The sequence below is a fragment of the Parafannyhessea sp. LCP19S3_B1 genome (genome assembly GCF_052121955.1).
Taxonomy (GTDB): Bacteria; Actinomycetota; Coriobacteriia; order Coriobacteriales; family Atopobiaceae; genus Parafannyhessea.
In genome coordinates, this window is record NZ_JBQKDH010000010.1 from 12,849 (window position 1) to 36,484 (window position 23,636).

Annotated in this window: 22 protein-coding genes and 1 tRNA gene; 3 read left to right on the forward strand and 20 right to left on the reverse strand. The window is 63.9% G+C overall.

What is annotated here, in order from left to right:
- Nucleotides 1–52: 52 nt before the first annotated feature.
- Entirely contained in the window at nt 53–1,582 is a 1,530-nt protein-coding gene (locus tag ACTQWE_RS06625; protein WP_441855349.1) for a S10 family peptidase, read from the reverse strand.
- 382 nt (nt 1,583–1,964) lie between these two features.
- Between ACTQWE_RS06625 and ACTQWE_RS06630 the strand changes: the two genes are divergently transcribed.
- Nucleotides 1,965–4,244 (forward strand): KUP/HAK/KT family potassium transporter, encoded by a 2,280-nt coding sequence (locus tag ACTQWE_RS06630; protein ID WP_441855347.1) that lies wholly within the window; start codon nt 1,965–1,967, stop codon nt 4,242–4,244.
- A gap of 90 nt (nt 4,245–4,334) precedes the next feature.
- Here the strand turns inward: ACTQWE_RS06630 and ACTQWE_RS06635 are convergent, their stop codons facing one another.
- The 6 genes from ACTQWE_RS06635 to ACTQWE_RS06660 form a co-directional block, all read right to left on the reverse strand.
- Nucleotides 4,335–5,222 (reverse strand): HAD family hydrolase, encoded by an 888-nt coding sequence (locus ACTQWE_RS06635; protein ID WP_441855345.1) that lies wholly within the window; start codon nt 5,220–5,222, stop codon nt 4,335–4,337.
- Complete coding sequence (locus ACTQWE_RS06640; RefSeq protein WP_441855343.1) at nt 5,222–6,688, reverse strand: citrate synthase; 1,467 nt, start codon at nt 6,686–6,688, stop codon at nt 5,222–5,224. The genes ACTQWE_RS06635 and ACTQWE_RS06640 overlap by 1 nt, the downstream gene beginning before the upstream one ends.
- A gap of 65 nt (nt 6,689–6,753) precedes the next feature.
- Nucleotides 6,754–7,050, reverse strand: coding sequence for an ACT domain-containing protein (locus ACTQWE_RS06645; protein ID WP_170104341.1), 297 nt, complete (start codon nt 7,048–7,050; stop codon nt 6,754–6,756).
- 197 nt (nt 7,051–7,247) lie between these two features.
- A complete protein-coding gene (locus ACTQWE_RS06650; RefSeq protein WP_170104340.1) occupies nt 7,248–7,745 on the reverse strand; it encodes a CarD family transcriptional regulator in 498 nt (165 codons plus the stop codon).
- A 132-nt stretch (nt 7,746–7,877) separates the two neighbouring features.
- A complete protein-coding gene (locus tag ACTQWE_RS06655; RefSeq protein ID WP_441855340.1) occupies nt 7,878–9,830 on the reverse strand; it encodes a subtype A tannase in 1,953 nt (650 codons plus the stop codon).
- 22 nt (nt 9,831–9,852) lie between these two features.
- Nucleotides 9,853–10,797: a DegV family protein gene (locus ACTQWE_RS06660; protein ID WP_441921431.1), complete on the reverse strand. Its 945-nt coding sequence runs from the start codon at nt 10,795–10,797 to the stop codon at nt 9,853–9,855.
- A gap of 81 nt (nt 10,798–10,878) precedes the next feature.
- Between ACTQWE_RS06660 and ACTQWE_RS06665 the strand changes: the two genes are divergently transcribed.
- Nucleotides 10,879–11,274 (forward strand): acylphosphatase, encoded by a 396-nt coding sequence (locus tag ACTQWE_RS06665; protein ID WP_170104337.1) that lies wholly within the window; start codon nt 10,879–10,881, stop codon nt 11,272–11,274.
- Nucleotides 11,275–11,455: 181 nt separating this feature from the next.
- Here ACTQWE_RS06665 and ACTQWE_RS06670 read toward each other — a convergent pair.
- Both ACTQWE_RS06670 and ACTQWE_RS06675 read right to left on the reverse strand, forming a co-directional pair.
- A tRNA-Phe gene (locus tag ACTQWE_RS06670) sits at nt 11,456–11,531 on the reverse strand.
- Nucleotides 11,532–11,674: 143 nt separating this feature from the next.
- A complete protein-coding gene (locus ACTQWE_RS06675) occupies nt 11,675–13,678 on the reverse strand; it encodes a DUF2207 domain-containing protein (RefSeq protein WP_441921433.1) in 2,004 nt (667 codons plus the stop codon).
- Nucleotides 13,679–13,792: 114 nt separating this feature from the next.
- Between ACTQWE_RS06675 and ACTQWE_RS06680 the strand changes: the two genes are divergently transcribed.
- Nucleotides 13,793–14,311, forward strand: coding sequence for a ferritin (locus ACTQWE_RS06680; RefSeq protein ID WP_170104335.1), 519 nt, complete (start codon nt 13,793–13,795; stop codon nt 14,309–14,311).
- Nucleotides 14,312–14,401: 90 nt separating this feature from the next.
- Here the strand turns inward: ACTQWE_RS06680 and ACTQWE_RS06685 are convergent, their stop codons facing one another.
- The 11 genes from ACTQWE_RS06685 to ACTQWE_RS06735 form a co-directional block, all read right to left on the reverse strand.
- Nucleotides 14,402–15,031, reverse strand: coding sequence for an FHA domain-containing protein (locus ACTQWE_RS06685; protein WP_441855334.1), 630 nt, complete (start codon nt 15,029–15,031; stop codon nt 14,402–14,404).
- A gap of 353 nt (nt 15,032–15,384) precedes the next feature.
- Nucleotides 15,385–15,858 carry a hypothetical protein gene (locus ACTQWE_RS06690; RefSeq protein ID WP_170104332.1) on the reverse strand — a complete coding sequence of 158 codons (474 nt, stop codon included), beginning with the start codon at nt 15,856–15,858 and terminating at the stop codon, nt 15,385–15,387.
- The gene (locus ACTQWE_RS06695) at nt 15,855–17,909 is read right to left on the reverse strand and encodes a hypothetical protein (protein ID WP_441855330.1); all 2,055 of its coding nucleotides are present in this window, start codon (nt 17,907–17,909) and stop codon (nt 15,855–15,857) included. Before ACTQWE_RS06695 ends, ACTQWE_RS06690 begins: the two co-directional genes overlap by 4 nt.
- Nucleotides 17,881–18,447 (reverse strand): TadE/TadG family type IV pilus assembly protein, encoded by a 567-nt coding sequence (locus tag ACTQWE_RS06700; RefSeq protein ID WP_441921435.1) that lies wholly within the window; start codon nt 18,445–18,447, stop codon nt 17,881–17,883. Before ACTQWE_RS06700 ends, ACTQWE_RS06695 begins: the two co-directional genes overlap by 29 nt.
- A complete protein-coding gene (locus ACTQWE_RS06705) occupies nt 18,347–18,592 on the reverse strand; it encodes a hypothetical protein (RefSeq protein ID WP_170104329.1) in 246 nt (81 codons plus the stop codon). Before ACTQWE_RS06705 ends, ACTQWE_RS06700 begins: the two co-directional genes overlap by 101 nt.
- Before the next feature lie 5 nt (nt 18,593–18,597).
- Nucleotides 18,598–18,852: a hypothetical protein gene (locus ACTQWE_RS06710; protein ID WP_206109846.1), complete on the reverse strand. Its 255-nt coding sequence runs from the start codon at nt 18,850–18,852 to the stop codon at nt 18,598–18,600.
- 279 nt (nt 18,853–19,131) lie between these two features.
- On the reverse strand, nt 19,132–19,317 hold the full coding sequence (locus ACTQWE_RS06715) for a Flp family type IVb pilin (RefSeq protein WP_090864095.1): 186 nt from the start codon (nt 19,315–19,317) through the stop codon (nt 19,132–19,134).
- Between the two features lie 103 nt (nt 19,318–19,420).
- On the reverse strand, nt 19,421–20,071 hold the full coding sequence (locus ACTQWE_RS06720) for a type II secretion system F family protein (RefSeq protein WP_441855329.1): 651 nt from the start codon (nt 20,069–20,071) through the stop codon (nt 19,421–19,423).
- The gene (locus ACTQWE_RS06725; RefSeq protein WP_441921437.1) at nt 20,071–20,577 is read right to left on the reverse strand and encodes a type II secretion system F family protein; all 507 of its coding nucleotides are present in this window, start codon (nt 20,575–20,577) and stop codon (nt 20,071–20,073) included. The genes ACTQWE_RS06720 and ACTQWE_RS06725 overlap by 1 nt, the downstream gene beginning before the upstream one ends.
- Before the next feature lie 428 nt (nt 20,578–21,005).
- On the reverse strand, nt 21,006–22,352 hold the full coding sequence (locus ACTQWE_RS06730; protein ID WP_441855325.1) for a CpaF family protein: 1,347 nt from the start codon (nt 22,350–22,352) through the stop codon (nt 21,006–21,008).
- Nucleotides 22,352–23,566, reverse strand: a complete 1,215-nt coding sequence (locus ACTQWE_RS06735) for an AAA family ATPase (protein WP_441921439.1) — start codon at nt 23,564–23,566, stop codon at nt 22,352–22,354. The genes ACTQWE_RS06730 and ACTQWE_RS06735 overlap by 1 nt, the downstream gene beginning before the upstream one ends.
- Nucleotides 23,567–23,636 lie beyond the last annotated feature (70 nt).

Consider the following 23,636-nt stretch of genomic DNA (forward strand, 5'->3'; position numbering starts at 1 on the left):
CGCATTCCCGGGGCTGGCCCTCCTGCACCCACGGGCCGGACCTCACCCGTCCCTATCGCTTGTTGTAGAACGCCTCCATGTCCGCGCTCATCTGGCGTAGCGTCGGCTCGTCCACGTAGGCCATGTGGCCGCAGCCGTAGCGATGCCACTCCAGGCGCTCCTTCAGCGCGTCGCCCAAAAACTGCGCGCTCATGTCGTGCATCACGTTCCAGTACGGCGTCGCCGCGTCGTAGCGGCCGCCCAGGATTGCCACCTTCATGCGCGGGTTGCGGCGCATCGCCGTAGCGATGTCCGTCGCCACGTTCGGGCAGCCCGTCGAGTCCATCTTGCCAGGCTCGCGGTGGCTCCAGTTCCAGTTAACGCCCACCTGCTCGTAGTTGCTCGATATGTAGCGTGCCGGCGCCTTATAGCCCAACTCGCGGTGGAGGAAATCCCTAAACGCCATCGTCCAGCTGGACTCCACCGCGTCGTCGGCCGCGTCCTCGCCGGCAAACCACTCACTCGACGTCTGCAGGGAGGACGGCGCCTCGGACGAGAAGCGCGTGTCAAGCCGGCCGCAGACCCTGCCGTCGTCCGCAAGAACGCCGCGGCGGAAGTCGTCCAGCGTCACGCGCAGGTGGTTGCGGCGGATGTGCTCGGCGGGAAGCCCGATGAGCTCCGCGTAGCGCCACGCGATGTCCGCCTCCCTCTCCGGGTCCAGCCTGTCGCCCTTCAGGAGCGCGGGCGCCAGCACGTCGTCCGTGAACTCCAGCGCGCGGTCAAACCACTTGTCCGCGCCCTCGCCGGCGCCCACCTTGCCAAAGTAGTGGGCGGTGGCGGCGTACGTCGGCGTCATGCCCAGGTGGTACAGGTCCTCGCCCTCGAGCGTCTGCACCCAGTCGAATATGGCGGAAAGCATCGTGACGCCGGCGACCTTCACGTCCCTCTCGCCCAGAAGGCGCATCAGCACGGCGTTTCGCACCGTGCCGTACGACTCGCCAAACAGGTAGACGGGGCTCGTCCAGCGGCCGTTCTCCTCAAGCCACGTCGTGATGGCGCGGCAGAACGCGTCCGCGTCGCCATCCACGCCAAACACCTTGCTCGTGTCCGCGTCGGCCGCCAGGCTCGAGAACCCGGTGCCCAGCGCGTCCAGAAACACCAGGTCGGACTCGCGCAGCAGCGTGTACGGGTTGTCCTCCACCTCGATGGGATACGCCAGATGGCTCACGCCGTCCGTCTTCACGCGGCGCGGGCCCATGCCGCCAAAGTTGATGGGCACGCTTGCGCAGCCGGGTCCACCGTTGTAGCAGAAGGTCACGGGGCGAGAAGGACTCGCGGATCCCTCCTCGTCAAGCGCCACGTAGGTCAGGCTGAACATCTTGCCCACGAGCCTGCCCGTGTCGGCGCGCACGTCCAGGTGAGACGCCGTGCAGGAGTACTCGATCTTCTCGCCTTCGGTCTCGTTGGAGCCATGCCACGTCAGTCGTGCCGTCGCGGGCTCCGGGCACGTGCTCGCCTCCTCGGCGGGAACGGACATGAACGCCTCCGCCACCTTGGACCTCGCCTGCCTGGGGGTCGCCTCGTTCTGGCTCTCCTCTACCATGCTCGCATTCCCTTCGTCGTGGCCGGCGTGCGGCCGGCCGGGTGTCGTCTACGCAGACAAGTCTATCCCGCGCGCACTCGCGCGCACGAACGTCCGCCTGTGCACCATAAAAAGGAAACACCCCGCGTGCGTGCCCACCGGCCGCTCGCGGGGCGAGAAGGTCAGACACATCCGCCCGCCAGTGCATGCAAGCGGACAGTTCATTCACCGTTCGATCGCCGCGACCTTAGGATTGTCTTCAGTGTTACCATTGCTGCACGCATGTCGTTTGTGACGCTATGCGCCACTCCCACCGACCGCATGGCATCGTCAGTGGCCCCGTGGGTACAACCCGGTGGATGCTGGTCGTCGCAAGCGAAGGACACATCGATATAGGAGCACTATGTCTAACACGAAGCTGCCGGCAACGCCAAAGGGCGTAACCACCAAGCGGCGCAAGTACAACGGCATCCCGCTGTCCGCGGGCATGATTCTCGTCGCGCTGGGAGTCGTCTACGGTGACATCGGCACCAGCCCCATGTACACGCTCAAGGCGATCATGGCGGACAACGGCGGTCTTACCACCATGGGTCAGGACACGGTCCTGGGCGCGCTCTCGCTCATCATCTGGACGCTCACGCTCATCACCACCGTCAAGTACGTCCTTGTCGCCATGAAGGCCGACAACCACAACGAGGGTGGCATCTTCGCGCTGTATTCCCTCGTCCGTCGGTGCGGTAAGTGGCTGATCTTCCCCGCCATGATCGGCGGCGCCGCACTCCTCGCGGACGGCATCCTCACGCCGGCGGTCACCGTCACCACCGCGATCGAGGGCCTGCGTACCATCGACACGTTCTACGCCATCATCGGCACCAACCAGAACATCGTCGTGGCCATCACCATCATCATCCTGTGCGTGCTGTTCGCCGTGCAGCGCGCCGGCACCTCCGCCATCGGCAAGGCGTTCGGACCAATCATGACCATCTGGTTCCTGTTCCTCGGCATCACCGGCCTGCTGAACGTCGGTCTCGACCTCAACGTCTTCCGCGCGTTCAACCCGGTGCGCGGCATCCGCTTCCTGTTCGACGGCTCCATCAACGCCGCCGGCCTCATGGTCCTGGGCAACGTCTTCCTGTGCACCACCGGCGCGGAGGCCCTCTACTCCGACATGGGCCACGTCGGCAAGCCCAACATCTACGCCACCTGGCCGTTCGTGAAGCTCTGCCTCATCCTCAACTACCTGGGCCAGGGCGCCTGGATCCTCGCGAACAGGGGCAACGCGGCGCTCGCGGCCACGCCCGACCTCAACCCGTTCTTCCACATCGTGCCCGAGAACCTCCGCTTCGCAGAGGTCGTCCTCTCCGCGCTCGCCTCCATCATCGCCTCGCAGGCGCTCATCACGGGCTCATACTCCATCGTGAGCGAGGCAATCCACCTCAACCTCATGCCGCACATGAAGATCAACTTCCCCTCGCAGACGAAGGGCCAGATCTACATCCCCATGGTCAACACCATCATGTGGGTCGCGTGCGTGTTCGTCGTGCTGCTGTTCCGCAGCTCCAGCCACATGGAGGCCGCCTACGGCCTGGCTATCACGGTCACCATGCTCATGACCACGGTCCTTCTCTACACCTATATTTCAAGGCTGTGGCACAGGCGCGGCCTCGCCATCGTCTTCGCGCTGTTCTTCGGCGCGATCGAGCTCACGTTCTTCTTCTCCTCGCTCACGAAGTTCTTCCACGGCGGCTACTTCACCGTCCTCATGGCGACGCTCATCTTCATCGTCATGTACGTGTGGCGCCGCGGCACCGCCATCGAGCACACCCAGTCCGTGTACCTGCCCGTCAGCAAGTACATCGACCAGCTCCGCTCGCTTCGCAACGACAACGACTACCCCATCATCGCGGACAACCTGGTCTTCCTCACCAACGACTCCTCGCCGGACAAGCTTGACCGCGACATCCTGTACTCCATCCTGGACAAGCGCCCCAAGCGCGCCCGCGCATACTACTTCCTCAACGTCATGGTCACGGACGAGCCCAACACGCACGAGTTCATCGTCAACAACTACGGCACGGACTTCCTGTTCAAGGTCCAGCTGCGCCTGGGCTTCCGCGTGAACCAGCGCGTGAACACCTACCTGTACCAGATCGTCGCGGACCTCGTGAACTCCGGCCAGCTCGCCCCGCAGGAGCATCGCTACTCCATCTACCGCGAGCACTCCAACGTGGGCGACTTCCGCTTCTGCCTCATCCGCAAGGTCCTCACGCCCGAGACCGAGATCTCCGGATTCAACCGTCGCGTGATGGAGCTCAAGTACATGATCCGCCACGTCTGCGGCTCGCCCGCGCGCTGGTACGGTCTGGAGAACTCCTCCATCATCTTCGAGTACGTCCCGCTGTTCGCCCGCACGAAGCGCCAGCACAAGCTCACGCGCGTCCCCTTGGCCAACGCGGTCGCGACGCCCGCTCCCGCAAGCTCCGGCGCCATGAAGCGCGTCGAAGTCCCCATGCAGGAGCCCGAGGACGACGACATCTTCGCGGACAAGATGAAGAGCGATACCGTCGCGAACGCCGAGGAGGTCGAGTCCTCCGTCATCGGCGGCGACACCGCGAGCTTCCGTCCCCTCAGGGTCGACGAGGAGGAGGAAGAGGAAGAGGACGCGCCGGGCGAGAATAGCTAGCCCCCCACGCCTCAAGCCGCATCCAATGAGGAAGGTCCCTCGGCACCGCCGGGGGACCTTCCTTCTTTCGCGCCTGCGTCCGGGGCCGCGCTACAGCAGCGGCCCCAGGTAGCGCGCCACCGCGGACTCGTCGCACGTCCACGGAGCCACGTGCGTCGCGGCGGCCTTCGCCTCCGGATACGCGTTCGCCACGGCCACGCCGTCGCCCACGGCCGTCAGCATCGTGAGGTCGTTCGGGGAGTCTCCAAACCCCACGGACTGCGCTCGCGGAATGCCCAGGTAATCGCACAGCCAGCGGACGGCCGCGCCCTTTGACGTTTTAGCGTCCATCACCTCGAGGTTGCGCGCGCTGGAATACGTGTAGTGAAGCGTGGAGTCCGCCGCCACGGCTTCGATGGCACGTGCGCGCACGTCGTCGGTGCCCGTGAAGATCGTGAGGCGCTCCACGCTGGGAAGGCTTTCCAGAAGCTGCGTGGTCGTCATGTCCATCGGCGTGCGATAGCGCAGGTACATGTCGCGGTCGTACGGCGGGATGTCGAACCCGCGCATGAGCTCGAAGCGCCGCCGCGACACGTAGATCTTGCCGTCCCAAAACGCGTCGAACGTCACGGGAAGCTCCCTCACGCGCTCGTACAGCGCAAGCGCGCGCTCGCGGCCCAGCGCGCTCAGGTGCAGGCGCCGCGGGCTCCCTGCGTCCCGCACGTCCATCACCACGGCCCCGTCGCTCGCGACCACGTAGCGCGTCGCGGCGTGCCCCAGCACCTGCCCCGACACGGCCGACCATACCCGGCCGGTGCACGGCACAAACGGCACGCCCTTCTCGCCCATGCGGTCGAGAAGGGCAAGGTTGCCGGCCGGGACCGTCTTGTCCCTCGCAAGGAACGTGTCGTCCATGTCCGCGAACACGATGGAGACGGGCGCGTGGGCCGCCTCCGCGGACGCGCGTCCACTGCCGACGGCACCTGCGCGGGCGGGCATCACCCGCGCTCCGCGATCGGCACGTACGCCTGCGCATCCATGTAGGAGTTGTACGCAGGGCGTATGATGCGCGCCGGGCCGTAGAGCTCCTCCATGCGGTGGGCCGCCCAGCCGCTCATGCGCGCGATGGCGAATATGGGCGTGAAGAGGTCCTTCGGGATGCCAAGCATGTGGTAGACGAAGCCCGTGTACAGGTCTATGTTCGCGCACAGCGGCTTCGTGATGTGCCGCACGTCGCGCATGACCTGGGGCGCAAGGCGCTCTATCCGCTCGATGAGCTCGAACTTCTCGGCCTCTGCCGTGCCCTTCTTCCGGGCGAGTTCGCGGGCGTAGCCCTTCACGATCTGCGCGCGCGGGTCGCTTATGGTGTAGACCGCGTGCCCGATGCCGTAGATCAGACCCCTGCCGTCGAACGCCTTGCCCGCAAGCACGCGCGTGAGGTAGTCGGCCACCTCGTCGTCGGACGACCAGTCCTCGATGTGCTCCGCGGCGTCGTCCACCATCTCGCCGGCCTTTGCGTTCGCGCCGCCGTGGCGGGGGCCCTTCAGCGAACCGAGCGCGCCCGCGTACGCGGAGTACGCGTCCGTGCCGGATGAGGACAGGACCCTGCACGTGAACGTGGAGTTGTTGCCGCCGCCGTGCTCCGCGTGGAGCATGAGCATCACGTCGAGCATCATGGCCTCGTCGCGGGTGAAGCCCTCGTCGCCGCGCAGCACGTCCAGAATCGTCTCGGCCATCGAGAAGTCCTCGCGCGCGGGCGGCACCGTGGGCACGACGCCCGTGCGGGCCGCCACGTACGCCTGGTGCGCGATGGAGGCCACGCGCGGCCAGCGGCCGAGCATGGACAGCGCCACGTCCACCTCGTGCACGGGGCTCGTGTCGTCCGGGTTGTTGTCGAACGCATACAGCAAGAGCGTCGCGCGCTGCAGCACGTTCATGATGGACGGGCTGAACGTGGTGCGCGGGAAGATGCGCAGGTAGCCCTCGGGCAGCTGGCGGCGGCTGCCTATGCGCGCGCGGAAGTCGTCCAGCTGCGCCTGCGTGGGCAGCTGGCCCGTCAGCAGCAGGTACGAGACCTCCTCGTAGCCAAAGCGCCCCTCGCGCTGCGCCGCAGAGATGAGCTCCGCCGCGTTGTAGCCGCGATACGTCAGGCGCCCCTCGTCCGGGACGACGCCCTCGGCCGTCTTGTTGTAGCCGTGCACGTTCGAGATGGTGGTGAGGCCCACCAGCACGCCGGAGCCGTCCGCGTTGCGCAGGCCGCGCTTCACGTCGTAGCGGGAGTACAGCTCCGCCGGCACCACGTCCACGTTGCGGCCGCCCTCGTACAGCAGGTCGGACACCTCCGGCCTGCCAAGCCCTACGGACGGCATGGGGTACCGGTCGACGATGTGCTCGAACGCGGAGGTGTTTTCGGGCGTGAGGTAGTGCCGCGGCCTCTCGGCCAGCGGATCGTACGCATAGGACATTGCGTCTCCTTAGAACGTGCCGTCGTGGGCGGGCGCCGGCAAAGGCCGCTGCGCTTCTCCCCTGCCTACAGGCGGTACATGAAGTTGAAGACCTCTTCGCGCTGCATGGTGATCTGGACGCCGATCTCCTTCGACAGCGACTCAAGCTGCTGCTGCAGCTTCGAGAACTCGACGTCAGACGGGCCCAGGTCCACGAGCATGGTCATCGTGAACGTGCCCTGCAGGATGGTCTGCGATATGTCCAGAATGTTCGCGTCGTGCTGCGACAGGGCCGTCGCCACAGCGGCGACGATGCCCGAGCGGTCGCTGCCCAGGACGGTTATGATCGCGCGGTTCTTGGAGTCTTCCTTCGTGGTTGCCATTCGTCCCCAATCGGTGTGTCACGGCCGGCGTCCGGCCGCGTGGCGATAGTTGCAACCATTGTATCCAAGGGACGCGGCGGCCATACCTGCCGCCCCGGCATTGAGCCCATTTCGAAACGTGGGCGCGCCGCGCGGGACCCGGTGGCACGCGCCATCGCCCCCCCCGCGCAGGCGCCGGGCGAGAAGTGCCGGGCGCCCTAGTTGTTGCGGGCGTCCTCCTCGCTTGCCCTCAGCAGCTGCGCCACGTCGTCCTCCGAGACGCCCATGGCGACGGCAAGCTCCTGCAGGGAGCGCTCGCTCGCCTGCTTGAAGATGCGCTCGTAGGCGACGGGCGGACGCTTGTTGGAGGCCCGCACCTGCTCGATCCTGGTGCGGAACGTCTTCGCGATGCGCACGGCGTCCCGGCAGCTGCCGCGGCGCAGCTCCGTCTTGAAGCGCTCCTCCTCCAGCGCGTTGCTGCGGGAGGAGAGCTCCTCCAGCGGGAGCTCCGTGTACTCGCCTATGATCTGCTCCGCCTGCTTGCGACCGATGACGGGGCGAAGCCGCCCCTCGCTTGCCACCGGGAAGCTGATGCGCATGGGATGGCGACCGCCCACGGGCATGAGCATGTACGTGGCCTGTGGATCGTCCTCGATGGCCTCCACCTTGCAGACGCCTTGTCCCGGATGAACTACGTATTGGCCAACCTTATACATGTGGTATGCTCCTTTCGCGCAATATGCTACTTACCTTAGCACATTAGCGAAAAAAATGCCACCAAACCGGCAATATGTCTTGCACATGCCCTACAAGTAGTGTAGTTTAGTGCGTTTCTCTATGTATGGCGCCTACTTGCAGCAGTCTGTCACCCAGCTCACGAAGTTCTCCTGCGCGTCACCGGACGTCTCCGCGAGCTCGAAGCCCCTGCCCCACACCGGCGTGAACGACACGTCCTTCACCCCGTCGTATGCGCCAAGCGCGGCCGCCAGGTTCGCGTCCGCGGTCAGCGCCGTCGCGGATTGGAACAGCCCCGTGTTGATGCGCCAGTGCGGCGCAACCTCGCACGAGCCAAAGCCGGCGTAGTGGCCGCTCAGGGCGTACAGCGGGTTCATCGCGTTCACGCGGCTCTGCATGTCCGTCTTCAGCGAGTCCAGCTTCACGATGTCCTGCGCCCAGTCGCTCACCAGGTCGTCCTTCCAGCCCTTCAGGTCCTTGTACCTGTCCGCGTTGTCGCCCAGAAGGGTCGCCACCGTCTCGTCAAAGTGCAGGCTCGACTCGTCGTCCACGCCAAACAGCTGGTTGGACGTGGTGGAGCGGTCCAGCGCATCATAGGCGCACACGCCCTTCTGCGCGGGGCGGCAGTGCTTCACGAAGTCCCACATGCTCGTGATGGTCACGCCGCCGGCGCTTGGGCTGTACGTGATCCAGCGGTCGTCCCCGTTCAGCGCGCTCACGTAGCTCTCCGCGTCGTTGTACACCGTGGACTGCACCTTGGTGACGCCGCTCGCGGCGGAGCCGTCCGTCGTCTCGGTCGCGTCGCCGTCGGTCGCGGCGGAGCCCTCCTGCGAGGAAGACGCGCCCGAGGCCGCGGCCGCGCCGCCGTCCGCCGCGCCCTTCTCGCCCGCGCCGGACGCGTCCTCAACCGCGCCGGTCATGACGTCTATCTCGACCGCGCTGTCGGAGTTTATGTTGGGGTCGCCGGGAAACGCCGGGTCCACCAGATGCCCCGGCGTGTACGTGTACGGAAAGCTCGTGGTCGAGAAGAACTTCTCCGCGGAGCCCTCGATCGTCTGGAGCATGTAGTCGTAGTACGTGCCGGAAAGGTAGCTGCCGTCCTGCACCGGCTCCAGCTTCAGGGCCTTGTCGTCCGCACCGGTAAGGCCGAGCTCGTTCACGAGCTTGCCGTACGCGGTCGCGAGGTCGCAGGAAAGCGCCTTCGTCCACTGGCCGTCCGCGCGGGCGCCGTCGTTCGCGAACTGCCCCATCATCCACTCGTAGCCGCTGTCCGCCGCGTCGTACGACGTGATGGGGCACCACGACGCCGAGCCAAACACGCGGTCGGATATGGACTTGCCGTCCGCGTCGTGCATGGCCGCGCCGATCTTGGAAAGGTACGGCGTGAAGATGCCGCAGTCCCCCAGGGCGCCCAGGCACGCGGACACGCCCCCTCCCGCGCCGTAGCCAAACACGAAGATGCGCTTCGCGTCGCACGGCAGGCTCTTGCCGTTGTAGCGCAGGTAGCGCACCGCCGCCTTCAGGTCCACCACCGGCCACGGCGCGCCGCCGGAGTACTGCTCGCTCGAGTCGCTCACATAGCCGCCGGAGCGCCCACGAAACCCCGCGTACACGTACACGAGGCCCTTCTTAAGGTACGTTCCCAGCCCGTCGTACGAGTACGCCGTCGGGCAGCCCTGCGCGGAGAGGCGCGCGGAGTTTATGGGCATGACCACCGGGGCGGTCTTCGGCGTGAACGAGCCCACCCTCGCGTCCGGCGCTATCTTGCAGCGGTAGGTGTCCCCGCTCTTCTCGCCCTTGAAGTAGGCACCCGGGACGTAAATGGCAAGTGACTCGTAGCTGCCGGCCGCCGGGTCCGTGCAGTACGGAAGGCCCAGCTGGTAGTAGCAGTCGTTCGTCTCGTCGTAGTTCCAGGCGGAGTCGTCGATCTCGAGCTTCTTGTACTCGCCCAGGTTGACCTTCACGTCCTCCGGCTTGTCAGACTTCCCGTCGCCCCTGCAGGCGGCAAGCCCCATGGCCGATGCCGCCCCCGCAAGCGCGAGGAAGCCCCTCCTGCTCATGTCCATTCGCAACTCAGCTCCCCGTGGGCTATCCCTGGCGTACGCCCTTGACCTTGCTGGCGATCGCGTTCTGCTTCTCGCGACGGTCCTCCCCCCAGAAGCAGCACGAGAGCATGCCGGGGCCAACGTGGCAGCCGATCGTGGGTCCGATGGTCGACGTGAGGATGCGCGCGGAGTCGTCGATGTCCGCCACCATGGCGCCCAGGCGCAGGCCGTCGTTCTCGCAGTCCGCGCTGCCGATGGCCGCCACGGCCGGATACTGCAGCTGCGAGCGGTGCTTCTCGTAGTACTCCTTCATCTTGCGCATCCCCTTCTTGCGACCGCGCGTCACTCCCAGGATTGTGAGCTCGCCGTTCAGCTTCCAGGACAGCAGCGGCTTCGCGTCCAGCGCGGACGATACGAGCGCGACGGACCTGGGAATGCGGCCGCCGCGGTGCAGCGTGTCAAGGTTGTCCACCATGAAGATGGTCCACACGTGGTAACGCGCGTCCTCCGCCCAGCGCACGAACTCCTCCGCGGTGACGCCGCGGTCGCGCTGGCGCACGCCCTCCTCAAGCAGCAGGTAGAAGGACGTGGACGCCAGCAGCGTGTCCACGATGTAGATGGGCAGCTCGCGGCCCAGCTCCTCCTGCACGCGGTCGAGCGCCGTGCAGGCGCCGTTGTAACCGCCAGAGATCCCGCTCGAGATCGTCATCAGCACGGTGGGGACGTCAAGCTCCGCCGCCTTGCGGAACGCCTCCTCGTACACCAGCTGCGACGGCTGGGACGTCTTGGGGGTCGCGCCCCAGCGAATGCGCTCGTAGAAGTCGTGGGCGCTCATGGACTGGAACAGGTCGTCCAGCCCAGAAAGGCCGCCGTCGGGCTTTCCGGCCTCCGTGTAGGTAAAGGGAAGGAACGTGAGCCCCGACCTCTCGATGTCCTGGATCGAGAAGTCGCACGTCGAGTCTGTCATCAGGTTGAACTTGGCCTTCATATGAACCTGTCCTCGCTAAGATCGATTCGGATGGTGATATTGTACGGCTAATGGGCAAATCGCCAAGACATGGAGGTCCACATGCTCCACACCGACACTACGGACGGCCGCGGCTCCTCCAGCAACGCCCCCGCAAGGGGCGCGTCCCCCAAAAACGCGGTGCAAGACGCCGTCGACGCGGGTACCACCGGCAGCGTCCGCAGGCTCCACCTCGTCTTCAGGGGAGAAGTGCAGGGCGTCGGCTTCCGCTGGACCTCCTCGCGCTGCGCCAACTCCGTCGGCTGCACCGGATGGGTCCGCAACGAACCCGACTGGCAAACCGTCACCATGGAGCTCCAGGGCACGCAAGAGCAGATATCCGCGTTCTTCGGCGCGTTCGCGCACGCCTATGCGCGCTACCCCATCGAGTACGTGATCGACGAGAAGGACGACATCCCTCCCGTCGAAGGCGAGCCCGACTTCAGGGTCAGGTACTAGAAGGGGGAAAGCTCCCGCGCGGACAGCAAGCTTGGAAATGCCGACAAGAAACTTGGGCATTTCGACAGAACGCCAAGCAGTAGCAAGCGGCAGCTGCACGCCCCATGGCAACTCGGCCCATGGCCGATGCCTACGAAGAAGCCCCGCACTGCGTTTCCGCAGGTACGGGGCCTTTTCTTCATGGTGGCGGGGAAGGGAATCGAACCCCTGACACGGGGATTTTCAGTCCCCTGCTCTACCAACTGAGCTACCCAGCCGTTACTTGCTCGCTTGCAAGCCTGTTTAATATATCAAAGATTCCGCGCGCGTCAACGAACTTTTTCAAACCAGATGGAGAGAATTTGAAGTCCGCAGGTAGATGGGCATTAGCAAGCACTCTCCACGCGTGTGGTCGCGATGGTCAGAAGGCGCCTCCGCCTCCTCCCCCTCCGAAGCCGCCGCCTCCGCCGCCGGAGAAGCCGCCCCCGCCGCCCCCGCCGGAGCTCATCGAAGACGCGGCCATCGCGGCAGAGCTGACCTTGTGAGACGAGGTGACCGAGGATCCAAGGCGCGATGCGGGGCTTCCCAGCGCGGTGTGGGGATACATGTACCACCCGTAAACCGGAGCGACGACCGGGTCCTCCAGAACCTGTGGCGCGGCAACCTTCAACTGCTCGATTACCTCCTCCGCCACGCCAAGCGAGACGGCCATCACAAGCAGCCTGTTCCAAAGGATCACGTCCTGGGGGACGGCCTCCTCCAGTCGGGTGAAGTCCTTGAGCCACCTCCTCAGGGCCTTCAGCTTCGCGATGACCTCGACCGCCTCCTCCGACAGGTTGTCCATGCGCCTCAGAACCACGAACCCCAGTGCCGCGGACGCCGCGAGCAGCAGAACCACTCCCAGTCCCCAGCCCACCGGTATAACCTCGGCTATCGTCATGAACAGCAGGGCTGCCGCCACAAGAATGTCAAGCGTCATCGCACCGACGACAAGTCCCTGTCCGTTCGAGTTCCTGTCGACGAAGAACCCCCGCTGCTCGGCCTGGGCCTTGACGTCGGTCTTCCAGTTCTCGTATGCGTCGTTGTATGCCTCTGGCTTGTCTTTCGCCACCTTCTCGAAGTCCGAGAAGTACAGGACGCCGTTCTCGCGGCCCTTGCACTTGGAGAGCACCTTGTCGAAGAACTTGAGGGTCGATCGATCGATTGCGGCCGCGCTCTTGCTCGCCGGCACACCCCCCGCGTTGTCGACCTTCGTCAGGGCGTAGTCATCCTCCGACTTCTTGCGGCCGAACACCCCTCTGCTCTCGATCGCGACCTTTTCAAGCTTCAGCGCACCGACGTCGGTCAGCCGCACGAGCGCGGCAGACATGTCGTCGTCCGTTGGCTCGCCGTCGTTCAGCAGGGCACCCAGAACGGCGGGATGGTCATCCGTGGGCACGTCGCGGAAGTACTTGTCGTCAAACTGGGGCGTGTGCCGTCTCTTATACGAGGAAAGCCTGCCAAGAGACACCGCTCCCGCAAGGAGCGCCACGAGCACTCCTATGCCAAGGGCCGCATAGCTCACCATGCGAGCCTGAGCGCGGCGTTCGTTCGCCTCGTCAGCCCACTTCTGCTCCTCGTTGAGGACCGTGCTCAGGACCTTCTTGTTTGACGTGGGCGCATCCGATAGCCACGAAGCGGGGAAAACTATCCTCGCTTCGGCGAACTCGTCGCTACCGACTCCCGGGACCGTGTAGATGATGTCGCTGCCCTTGAAACTAAGCGAGGCGTCAAGGGGACCATGTCCCCAGGCCCTGACGGTCTTGCCCGCCGTAACCGCCTCTCCATCGGGAACGGGGAGGTGAACCGTACAGGTCACGTTCTCGCTCTCCACGTCCCAGCCGTCGCTCACGAACTTCCAATAGAGCTCGGACGTGTCCTCGTACCTACGCGCCAAGTTCTGGTCCGTGTACGTGATGGCGAAGTCAGCCGTGTCGTCACTGTGCGCGGAATAGATCTTGACCTTCACGTACGCGCCTTCGTCCGTCACGAGGTACGTGCCATCCCGCCCGTAGTCGGCATCGCCCTCCTGCACGCGCTTGAATTCCTGGAACTCCCCTCCCGATCCAAGCTCACCGACTTTGTTCACCTCGGAGCTGATCGAGGTTCCCTCATACTCCCCCTTCGGAATCTTCCAATAGACCCCATGGAAGTCTCCATCAAAACTGAACTCTCGCACCTCGCTGACAACGACCGACCCATCGGTCCTCACGGTCGCATCTATATCGACCTTGTCAATCGAATACTCATCTGCACGTGCGACACCCGCCGTTGCCAGCATGGTTGCGAGGAAGGCGGCTGCAAGAGCCATTGCTGCGAGGACTGCCGCCAAGGACAGTCTGTCGCGTCGGAACTGCGCGATTCGAGCGACCATCGAGTCTCCCATTCTTTCTGGTTCCCACGTCGTTGCTCGAAAATATACCAGAGACATGGGTATAGACTGCAATGTATATGTCAGGCCAGCGGATAGTGGTATCCATACGACAAGGAGTGGATTTGCATGGCACTGGACAAGAGCGTATCGAGCGTGCTCAACGAGCAAATCAACAAGGAGCTTTATAGCGCATATCTCTATCTTACGTTCGCGGACTATTACGAGGACCGCGGGCTCAAGGGCTATGCGAACTGGTACATGATTCAAGTCCAGGAGGAGGTCGACCACGCGAAGATCCTCCGTCGCTATCTGTTGGACAACGACTTCAAGCCGACGATGGAAGCAATCGACAAGCCCGACAAGACGTTCGCAAACGACCTCGAGCCCCTCGAGGCTGGCTACGAGCACGAGCAGTATGTGACGAGCCTCATCAACAAGTGCTACCAGGCGGCCTACGACGCCCATGACTTCCGCACCATGAAGATGCTCGACTGGTTCGTGAACGAGCAGGGCGAGGAGGAGTCGAACGCCTCGGACATGATTACCGACTACAAGCTATTTGGCAGCACGCCTCAGGGCCTGTTCAGCCTCGACCAGAAGTACCTCACACGTACTTACGTCCAGACCACTGCGATGCCGATGTAGCTCAGCCCTATTAGGCATTCGCTTCGTTTGCGTGCCGCTGGGGGGTGGATCCAGAAGTGGACCACCCCCTTCTCATGTCCAGGCGGGTCTCTACTCATCAGGCGTGACAAAGGTAAAGAGAGTGCCGCAGACGTTGACCGTCTGCCCATGCCCGAGGATGCAGAAGTCCTGCACCTCTCTTCCCCCCACCGTCGCCAGGTTCTTGGCTCCAAGGTTCCTAACCCTAAGCCCTTCCGAAACGCATTTGAACCCTACGTGTCTACGTGAAACGGCCATCGAGTGGAGAACCACGTCGCAGCACTGGTCACGACCGACCGTCAACTCGGATTCGGGAATCGGAACCTTTACCTCCATGTCGGGCGACCTTACCCAAAGCATCTTCCTCTTCCAGTGGGGAAGGCTGGAGGAGGGAATATCCAGGGGCACCGTCGCGTCTGAGTCGGACGAGCATTCGTGACTCTTGCCATTATCGCCAGCGTTTTGGGCGCGGGTCCCACCACCATCCCTCCCCTCGCCCACCAGCTGGCCAAGTCCCATCGTTGACATGGAGCCGGGCGGCCTGGAGAAGTCGTAGAGGCACCCATAGCAGATGTCCATATCCGCAAACAGCTCTTCGCCGCAGTTCGGACATATCTTCGTCCGTGCCCTCCCCACCTTGTCCGCGAAGCCGGCCGGGGTCTCGCGCCCGGCGGAACTCTCCATTTCGCCCAGAGTTTTCATCGACGACACGTCCCTTCTCGGTCACAGGTCTCTTCCATGGTGAGCGTTTCGTTCGCCGCAGGCCAAGGCGAGTCGCTGCCGGGGCGCTCCAAGACGAATGACGCTCCACGAGCGCGCACTATCCTCCCTGGCTGGACCATCCTTTCCGATAGGACGACGCCGCCGTCCCTCTTGACGAATGCGACGTCTATGGGATAGCGCATGCAGAAGGTGTGAATGGATGAGCACCTCCGGAGCATGACCTGCCGCCCCTCCGAATCGCGAAGAAGACCCTTCGCCTTGCGAAAGAGAGAGTCAAGGACTTCGAAGCTTCCAAAGTCGAAGCGTCTCGTCCGAATGCGTACGAGCTGCAATCAAATCACCACCCCAGGTCTGAAACGGTCAACGGTAATGGTTCTCTCGTGCCTTAACGAAAGCGGCGCGGAATAGCCGACCCCCGCCACGGACACGGTCGTAGGCCAAGGATGAAACGTGAGGGTGCACCTATATGTGGTGAGCAGGGGCGTAAGGGGAAAGGTCAGGCCGTCCTTCTCGACCGCGGAGGCGGCATCGCTCGCAGAGACCGTCACGTCACATGCCCTCGAGTTCAGGGCCTTCCGTATCACTCCCTCGATCTCGGAGACGGCCGCGCCCCTGCTCTGTGATCCAGACGGCGAGACTCCATGCGATACCGCCGCATCGAGGGAGACCCTGTCAAACGTGGAGCACACCTCAGCATACTTCGCGAGGTTATACACGATGAGGGCTACGACGATGATGACAGGCAGCATTGCCGCGAGCTCGACAGTCATCTGGCCAGACTCACGAGCCTCTCCGCACCCCCTCATGGAATCGCCTCCGAGAGAGTGGAGAGGTCTATCGTCAGGGGGATTGATGCCCCCTCCATTCCGGGAATCGGAATCTCCGCGATGGTGACCTTGCCGCCGTCCCCCATCATCGACACCAGTTTGGAACGGCACGTCTTTATGATTCCACGCTGATCGTGAGGCAGGGACTGTATGAAAGACCTCACTTCCGCCGTCTTCGTCGCTCCTGCCTTATCCAAAATATGCTGGCTGTTCGTCAGCACAGGCTTCCTGAGCCTCATGTCAGAGGGTTCGAATCCCGCCTTCGATACGACATCCTTGACCTTCCTCCGCATCCAGCTTGCAACCTTCTCCCCAAACACGCCGCCTATGTCGTCGAAGAACTTGTTTGCAGCCTGGCTGACGCTTCCGTATGCAGATCCATAGCCGACCAGAAGCGACCCCCACAGGTCTCCGATGCCATCAAGCAGTCCGGAGAAGAGCGTCCTGTCCGACCTTTCGAGACCGTCGAAAACGCTTGCGAGGACGTTGTGGCCATCCGTGTCATCATCGGGAGCCAGTGCGGCGCCTGAGATCGCGACACCCGCCGGAAGCGTCCCCGACTTGAGAAAGGCGCTTGACAGCCCACGAGGAAGCTTGGTTGCGTCTCTCATAACGAAACCGATGCATCCGTATGCGCCGGGCGGGCACAGGCGCGGTCGTTCGACCGCGAGCATGTTCATCGCCTTCTCGAACGCTGACCCACTTTTCTCCGCCGCTCTCTTCATGTCCTCCTCCGCTTTCCTCTCGTCTTCCTTCGCCCTCTGGTAATCCCTTGACGCCTCTACCACGTCCCTCCAGTAGTGCTCGAAGCCGTTGTTGATGTTCGTCGATGCATCCGCGACGTTTCCCATGGCCGCCGCATTCATGCGGCACGTTTCGCAATAGGCAACCGACCCCGACTCTATGTCTGCAAGCGAGGCGTTGCCGGCAAACGGACCGGTTGCACCGGGACAGTCGAGCGAGCAATGCAACGTCACACCCGCCTCCTCACTCGTACATGGCCAGACGGCCGTCGAGTAGAGCTCGGTCTCCATGACCATCCGTGTCGTGTGGGGCAGCTCGGGCAGCTGAATGTCAACGACCTCGCCTTCCTCGCACCGCGCCTTAGAGAGCTCCTTTGCGGCATACCGGTAGAAAACCGCACGCGCGCATGAGCGCTGGAGTTCGTCGGCAGAGCCCAGGTCGATTACGTTGGACGCTGCCCGGGCGGTGTAATAGTTCACGGCTCTTCTGCGCGCAAAGTCGAACTTCCAGGTACTCGGGCTTGGATACATCGGGTTCTGCCCCTCCGTTAGCTTCGCGAGGGACTGCGCTCGCTCCCTCATGCACGTACCAACGTTGTCCGCATGCCAACCCCTCTCCTTGGCATCATTCGCCCTGTCAATCGCCTCCTTCTTCCTAGCTGACGCCTCCCTGAGATCTTCGGCCGCCTTTTCCATCTCCTTGCCGTCGACCTCGTCTAGCAGATGGCTGAAGTCGGACTTCGACTCCTGCGGGTACGGCACCGCAATCCCGGCGTAGCTCAGGCCTCCAGACGAGTTCGCCGATACCGTTGAGGCCGAATTCGCCACGATGAGAGCGGGAAGAGCCTTCTCAAGTCTCTCGAGGCCTTGCGAGGCCGACTTGGCGAACTTTTTCCGACACTCGAGAATCTGCCTGCCCGCCTCGAGAATCCTCGGTGCTCCCTGCTGGAGAACCGGAATCGCCGCCACGATCATTCCCGCGCCGTACACGATCGCTCCCAGGAGGCCCATGCTCAAGACGCATGCATCCAGCACCTGTGCGATGGTAGAAAAGGCCGCGACGCAGTTTTCGCCAGACATTGCAGCCGCATCTGCCACCTCCTGCACGTCAGCCGCCCTGGCGTGGCTCCACTGGGACGCAGCCACGCCAAACGTGAGAGCGATGCTCATGAGGAGCGCGACGGCAACGGCTACGGTGGTGTAGCCACCCTCGTCGTCGATGAACACATCAAGGATGCAGGCTCCACGATCAGCTCCTCTACGCCCACAACCGCTGCCAGTCTCCATAGGTCCCCCTTATCCAACTCGGGCGCACCTCTTCCCTTAGGGACTCCCTCAGGACTATCCCCTTGCCGTCGCTCTCGGAGAACGCAGCCAAAGCGACCCCGAGAAGGGGAAGTGGACGAACATGCCCGACGACCTCGACGCTTACGCCCCTTCCGCTCCTGCTCAGCGAAATCGACCAGTCTGACGTGCCGCCAGAGTGAAAGAGGGGGACGTCGGGAACAGCCTCAAGGCGCCTGAGCACATACGACCTGCAGTCCGACAGGTCTCCGTCATAGTCAGTCGCAATCGCCCTTGCCGCCTCCGCAGCGGCAGACCTCATGGCCGTACGCGTGTAGATGATGCAGACCGGCTGCACGAGCAACGCAATGACGAGCATGAGGGTGGGTAACAGGACGGCCGCCTCGATCGTTGCCTGGCCAGACGTTGATTTCGCAAGCTCAATAGAGAAGAACGTCCTGAAAGACCGAGAGGACGTCACCCTCCAGCGAATGCGACCCTGACCCGGCGATCGTCGCATACAGCCTTCCGCTGCCGGCATAGCCGACAACCCTTGACAGCGCAACGACGATTGCCAGGAAGGCAAACAGTACCAGCGCGTATTCGACGGTGGACTGCCCCTTCGCATCAGACAAGACACCGCACTTGATTTTGGCAAAATGGCCTCCATCATCCTCGACCTCCATATGGCTCACCTGGGAACTCCCTCCTCCCATTCCTTCGCATCCATCCGGACAACCTTTACCTCCGACTCTCTCGAGTCCCTCGTCCCCCTCACGACGACCGTATCCACCCATCCGTCCCCGACGACGGTGCAGGACCAGTTGTTCCCAAGCAGGTCGAGGTAGCCCGCACGCACAAGCACGCACTTCCCTGCCCGCGCGTACTCCTCCAAGAGCCGCGTGGCCGTATCCTGCAAGCTTGCTTTCGACGTATAGCCCCTCACGCCGTCCTTTTTCGAAGGCGAGGGGGGTCGCCGCGTGACATGCCGTGACGAGCCGCCGTCTTTGTCGCCCTCGTCCTTCGGGCTCACGCCTTTGCCAGAGATTCCCCCAAAGGGGGAGTCTCCCCCTCGTCCGCGCACGTGCGCCTCAACGTCCGCTTCCTGGCCCGCGCTGACTTCCACCTGGCGACGGCAGCACACTGCCGTCGCCATGAAGCCTACCAAGAGCGCGAACAGGGCCAAGGGGACGAGTCTGGAACCCCCTCGCCTGACAGCCATGACCTAGAGGGCCCCTATTCCACTCGATATCGCGTCCCAGAGCTGCTGGACCTTCCCCTTGAAGGTGATGATTGAGAGAATCGCAATTACTACCAGGACTCCAACGAGAATGGCGTACTCCGTTGTTCCTTGTCCGTCTTCGTCACGCAGGGTCTCCCAAACGCCCCAGGCCACGTCTTCCATTCCCATCCTCAGCTGTTCCATCTCACTGCCCTCCTCTGATTTGGATAGATACGAGTGGTGTGCCGTTCCTCCCCTCTGGGCAAACGCCCCTTTGTACGACCGCATGGCCTCATGTCGTTGTCAGGCTCGATCCGATGAGCGGTCCCAGGATTGACAAAAGCATCGCCGGCACGATCAGGGTGCCCAGGGGAATGAGCATCTTCACCGGGACCTTCTCAATCTCCTCCTCCAATTGAGACCTCTGTTCCTCCCTTATTGCCTGCGCCTGGGACTCGAGGGCGGATGCAAGGGGCGACCCGAACTCGAGGGCTTGGGACACCGTCGACGAGAAGCTCCTCAGCGCACCCACATCCAATTCCTCGGCAAGCCTATCGAGCGCGGACGACCGGCTCTCCGCCCCGATCTGCCACGAGAGCAGGGCCTCTCCAAATGCCGAGGAAAGGTCGTCCTCGTAGCGTTCGCAGTAAAGCGAGAGCGCCGCATCGAACGAGAGCCCGGACGAAAGTCCCAGGGTCACCACATCCAGAAACGTCGGCAGAGACCGGAGACAGGCTCGTCTGGCCGCGCTTTCCCTACCCCTGCGATCGAGCTCCCTGAAGGCGGGCAGCGATGCCATCCTGCTTGCGATGAGCTCGAGACACTCTCCCAACCCGCCCGTGCGGTCGAGTTCGCGAGAAGGGCGCCTCCCCAAAAGGCCAAAAGCCATCGCAAACGCAGCCGTCGACGCCGACAGGCACCCACCCACGTACGCCAAGTCCATCACACGACCCCCCTCATAAGCCGCCTGATGATGATCAGCGCGAACGCGTCCATCACGACCGCGGTCATTACGCTCGCCATGCCGGGAAGCGTCGCGAGTCCGGCCCGAAAGTCCGGGGACAGAATCGAGAGCGCGGCAATCATGATTACCGGAAGTCCGCAGACGATCCTGACAGAGAGCCTCACCTGCGCCGTCTTGACCTCGAGCATCCTCTCGAAATCGCCCTGTCTCTCCACCATCTTCGCCGCGTGCCCGAAGAGCGACTTGAGGGGGCTTCCCGTCCTCTGGGATATGAGGAGCGCGGTCGTGAGCAGGCCGACCCCCGGCGCCTCAAGCTCCTTCGATAGCTCCGCGAGCGCCTCTTCGGCAGACTCGCCGCACCTCATTCGGAGCGACGCCCTTGCAAAGGGCTTCGCGGCATGACCTCCCTCGTGCGCCCCAAGGTACTCGATCGCCTGGGCAAGCGTCTCGCCTGAGCCAATGGCCATGGCAAGGGTTCGGAACACGCCCGGCATCTCCTGGGTCAGCTCTCGTTCGATACGTCGGAGTTGCGCCTGGTGCCATACGGGCACGCCGGCGAGCGCCACTGCCATTGCTATGGGCACGCCGATGGGAGACAGGGCGACAAGACAGAGGACGACGGCAAGCAATGCGTCCCCAACGACAACGGCCGCCACTCCCTGCCCCGACGTCCTTGCCAAGCCCTCCGGGAGGGCCCATGAGTCTGGACCTCCCTGGCCATTCCGCGCGGACACGACGACCTCCTCGCCCAAGGCGTGCCACGAATCCGTGGAATCAAGGGCGCCGACCAGGCGAGAAGCCCCAAGAGTGCCAAGGAGGGCCCTCGCATACCTTGTCGCCTTCCGGCGCAGCAGGCTCTTGGGGCTCGTCCCCAAACGGCCCCCGTGGAGCACGAGCACCGCAAGAAACGTCGTCAGGCTGCCAAGGACGGCATACATCGCCTCCATCTCTCTACCTCCTCAGACCCAAGCGCACCAATCCGAACCGCCTCTCCTATGAAGCTGGGCTCCGAGACGAGTTCCCACGTCCCTCTCGCCTGGTCGTAGCGGACGCACTCTCGAAGCGCAACTCCCCCCGCATCCCCTCTCGACACCTCGCTCAGCGACGTGATCCGACGCATGCCGTCCGGAAATCGCGAAGACATCACGAGCAGGTCAAGGGCCGAGGCGATCTGCTCCTCGATGATGTCGGTGGGAAGGTCCATGCCGAACCTCGCCATGAGCACGAGCCTCAGGATTGCCTCCTGCGCCGACCCCGCATGAAGCGTCGTCAGCGATCCGTCATGCCCGGTGTTCATGGCCTGCAGCATGTCGATCGTCTCCTCGCCGCGGCACTCTCCCACAACGATTCTGTCGGGTCGCATCCGCAGCGCGTTCTTGACGAGGTCGCGAATGGTCACCTCTCCGGTCCCCTCGATGGAGGCCGACCGCGCCTCCAGCCGCACCACATCGGGATGAGTGTCAAACTTCAGCTCTGCGGAGTCCTCTATGGTCACGATGCGTTCATGCAGGCCGATCTGAGTGCTCAGGGCGTTAAGCAGGGTCGTCTTTCCCGAACCGGTCCCGCCCGCGACGGCGATGTCCTGCCTCGCGTGCACCGCCCAGGAAAGGAGCGTCGCATACCACCTCGGGATCGAGCCAAGCTCAACGAGCCTGTCGAGCGTCGTGATGCGATCGGAGAACTTTCGAATGGTGACCGCCGGGCCGTTTATGGCAATGGTGTCCGACACCGCGTTCACTCGGTCGCCGTTGGCAAGGCGAGCATCGACAAGAGGGTTCGTCCTGTCGAGCCGGCGTCCCAGGGGAGCAAGGATCCTGTCGATCACCATCATGATCTGCTCCTTGGACTCGAACACCGACTCCGCAGAGTGGATGCGCCCATCTCGCTCGAAGAACAGGGCGCCCGTTCCGTTGATCATGATCTCGCTCACACCGTCGTCGTCCAGGAGGCTCTGTATGGGGCCCAGGCCGCAGATGTCGTCCAGCACCTCCCTCGTCACCTGGTCCTGCTCGCTCTGCAGGAGCGAAGAGAAGTGCGCCTCGTTCAATATCGCCTGGCAGGTGACCGCAAGCTCCTCCCTTACCTCGCTTGCCTTCACGGACTGGAGCATCGAGGCGATCGCCGAAAGGCCAAGCCGCCCCACCAGCTCGTGCCGCAGGTCCTCCCGAAGCCTCCGATAATCTGACCTGCTTGTCGTTCCCTCGCCGACAACGCCGAGCGCGACGGCCTCGTGCGTCTTCACCCTCTCGAGGACAGACATCAGACCACCTCCTCCCTTCGCGAGAAGAACTTGAATCTCGGCCTCCTGGTCTCGACGTGGGCGGCAAGCTGCGCGTCCTCGTCAGACGGCAGGGCCCCAAGCTCGGCCAGGGTCCTCGCGAGCATGACTTTGACGCTCTGCACCATCGGACCACCCTCTCTCACGAGCTCCCGTATTCCTCCGGCGGCCGCAACCTCCTGCACCTCGGGCCCACCGTCGATCACCCGGAAGAACGGGGCGCCCTCAAGGCCCCTCTGGCCGATGCCTGGCCCGAGGTCGTTCTTCGCCCTCGGGTTGGCGACGTTCTCCACGCGCACCATTCGGGTCCTTGCGACGCCAAGGCGCACCACGAGCGAGCTCGTCCTTCCCGCGGAGCCGATTGATCCGGGCGCGCCGTCGTGCACCACGAACACGCGGTCCGCCTTCTGCACGGCCTCGGCGACCGCGTCGGTAAACGTCGTCGACGTGTCCACAAGGACGAGCTCGTACCTCTGTACCAGGTACTCGAGCAGCCGGCCTACGTGCGGCATGACCTGCTCCGCCATCTCCGGCCTCTCGCACGGCCCCCAGAGGCACGCATCGTTCGCGAGCCGGACGCAGCTCCTGCCCATGGTCTCGATTGACGGAATCCCGTTGGCCGCAAGCTTCGCAAGGTCGACGGGAGCCCCCACGCCAAATCCCGCATACACGTTTCCGCAGGAAAGGTCGAGGTCGACTACCGCCACGCTCAGCCCCCACAGGCTCGCCACGACGGCGCACTCCGATGCGATGGTGGTCTTGCCCACACCGCCCCTCCCAGAGACGAACACGAGCATCGACCCACGTCCTCCTTCCGCAGGGCCGGCGGGCGTCATCGTCTTCTCGCTCCAGGAAAGGCCATCGGGCTCGTCCAGAGCAAACGGAACGTCATCCAAGTCGCGCGGCGGCCCTCCCCCTTCCGCCGCGGGCGCGGCGGCACCGTCTGCCCGAACGCCCCCCGCGCTCCCCTTGGCGCGGGCCACCGCGACCGCGGCATCAACCTCCCCCATATCGATCACGGTGTCGATGCCGGCCTGTGACGCCCTCGAGCGCAGCGACCCCGAGGCGTTGCGCGTAACGAGAACCACGCTTCCCGCCATGCCGTCATGCGCCACCGCAGCCGCAAGGTTCATGTCCGAAACGCCCGATTCGCTCAGTCCGACGATCACTCCCCATGGAGCTCCGACCGAGTCCATCACCCGCTCCCGGAGGTCCTCCGCACTCGATGCGAACGCAAGCGTCGCCTTCGGGCGAAGTGACGCCAAG

Coding starts and splice junctions, on each gene's coding strand:
- ACTQWE_RS06655 (WP_441855340.1), bottom strand. CDS start 9,830: ATGGACATGAGCAGGAGGGGCTTCCTCGCGCTTGCGGGGGCGGCATCG.
- ACTQWE_RS06715 (WP_090864095.1), bottom strand. CDS start 19,317: ATGGGAATGGAAGACGTGGCCTGGGGCGTTTGGGAGACCCTGCGTGAC.
- ACTQWE_RS06640 (WP_441855343.1), bottom strand. CDS start 6,688: ATGTCCTATGCGTACGATCCGCTGGCCGAGAGGCCGCGGCACTACCTC.
- ACTQWE_RS06705 (WP_170104329.1), bottom strand. CDS start 18,592: ATGGAGGTCGAGGATGATGGAGGCCATTTTGCCAAAATCAAGTGCGGT.
- ACTQWE_RS06660 (WP_441921431.1), bottom strand. CDS start 10,797: ATGAAGGCCAAGTTCAACCTGATGACAGACTCGACGTGCGACTTCTCG.
- ACTQWE_RS06730 (WP_441855325.1), bottom strand. CDS start 22,352: ATGTCTGTCCTCGAGAGGGTGAAGACGCACGAGGCCGTCGCGCTCGGC.
- ACTQWE_RS06635 (WP_441855345.1), bottom strand. CDS start 5,222: ATGCCCGCCCGCGCAGGTGCCGTCGGCAGTGGACGCGCGTCCGCGGAG.
- ACTQWE_RS06685 (WP_441855334.1), bottom strand. CDS start 15,031: ATGAAAACTCTGGGCGAAATGGAGAGTTCCGCCGGGCGCGAGACCCCG.
- ACTQWE_RS06735 (WP_441921439.1), bottom strand. CDS start 23,566: ATGGACTCGGTCGGAGCTCCATGGGGAGTGATCGTCGGACTGAGCGAA.
- ACTQWE_RS06720 (WP_441855329.1), bottom strand. CDS start 20,071: ATGGACTTGGCGTACGTGGGTGGGTGCCTGTCGGCGTCGACGGCTGCG.
- ACTQWE_RS06630 (WP_441855347.1), top strand. CDS start 1,965: ATGTCTAACACGAAGCTGCCGGCAACGCCAAAGGGCGTAACCACCAAG.
- ACTQWE_RS06690 (WP_170104332.1), bottom strand. CDS start 15,858: ATGAGGGGGTGCGGAGAGGCTCGTGAGTCTGGCCAGATGACTGTCGAG.
- ACTQWE_RS06625 (WP_441855349.1), bottom strand. CDS start 1,582: ATGGTAGAGGAGAGCCAGAACGAGGCGACCCCCAGGCAGGCGAGGTCC.
- ACTQWE_RS06645 (WP_170104341.1), bottom strand. CDS start 7,050: ATGGCAACCACGAAGGAAGACTCCAAGAACCGCGCGATCATAACCGTC.
- ACTQWE_RS06680 (WP_170104335.1), top strand. CDS start 13,793: ATGGCACTGGACAAGAGCGTATCGAGCGTGCTCAACGAGCAAATCAAC.
- ACTQWE_RS06675 (WP_441921433.1), bottom strand. CDS start 13,678: ATGGGAGACTCGATGGTCGCTCGAATCGCGCAGTTCCGACGCGACAGA.
- ACTQWE_RS06665 (WP_170104337.1), top strand. CDS start 10,879: ATGCTCCACACCGACACTACGGACGGCCGCGGCTCCTCCAGCAACGCC.
- ACTQWE_RS06700 (WP_441921435.1), bottom strand. CDS start 18,447: ATGCCGGCAGCGGAAGGCTGTATGCGACGATCGCCGGGTCAGGGTCGC.
- ACTQWE_RS06650 (WP_170104340.1), bottom strand. CDS start 7,745: ATGTATAAGGTTGGCCAATACGTAGTTCATCCGGGACAAGGCGTCTGC.
- ACTQWE_RS06695 (WP_441855330.1), bottom strand. CDS start 17,909: ATGGAGACTGGCAGCGGTTGTGGGCGTAGAGGAGCTGATCGTGGAGCC.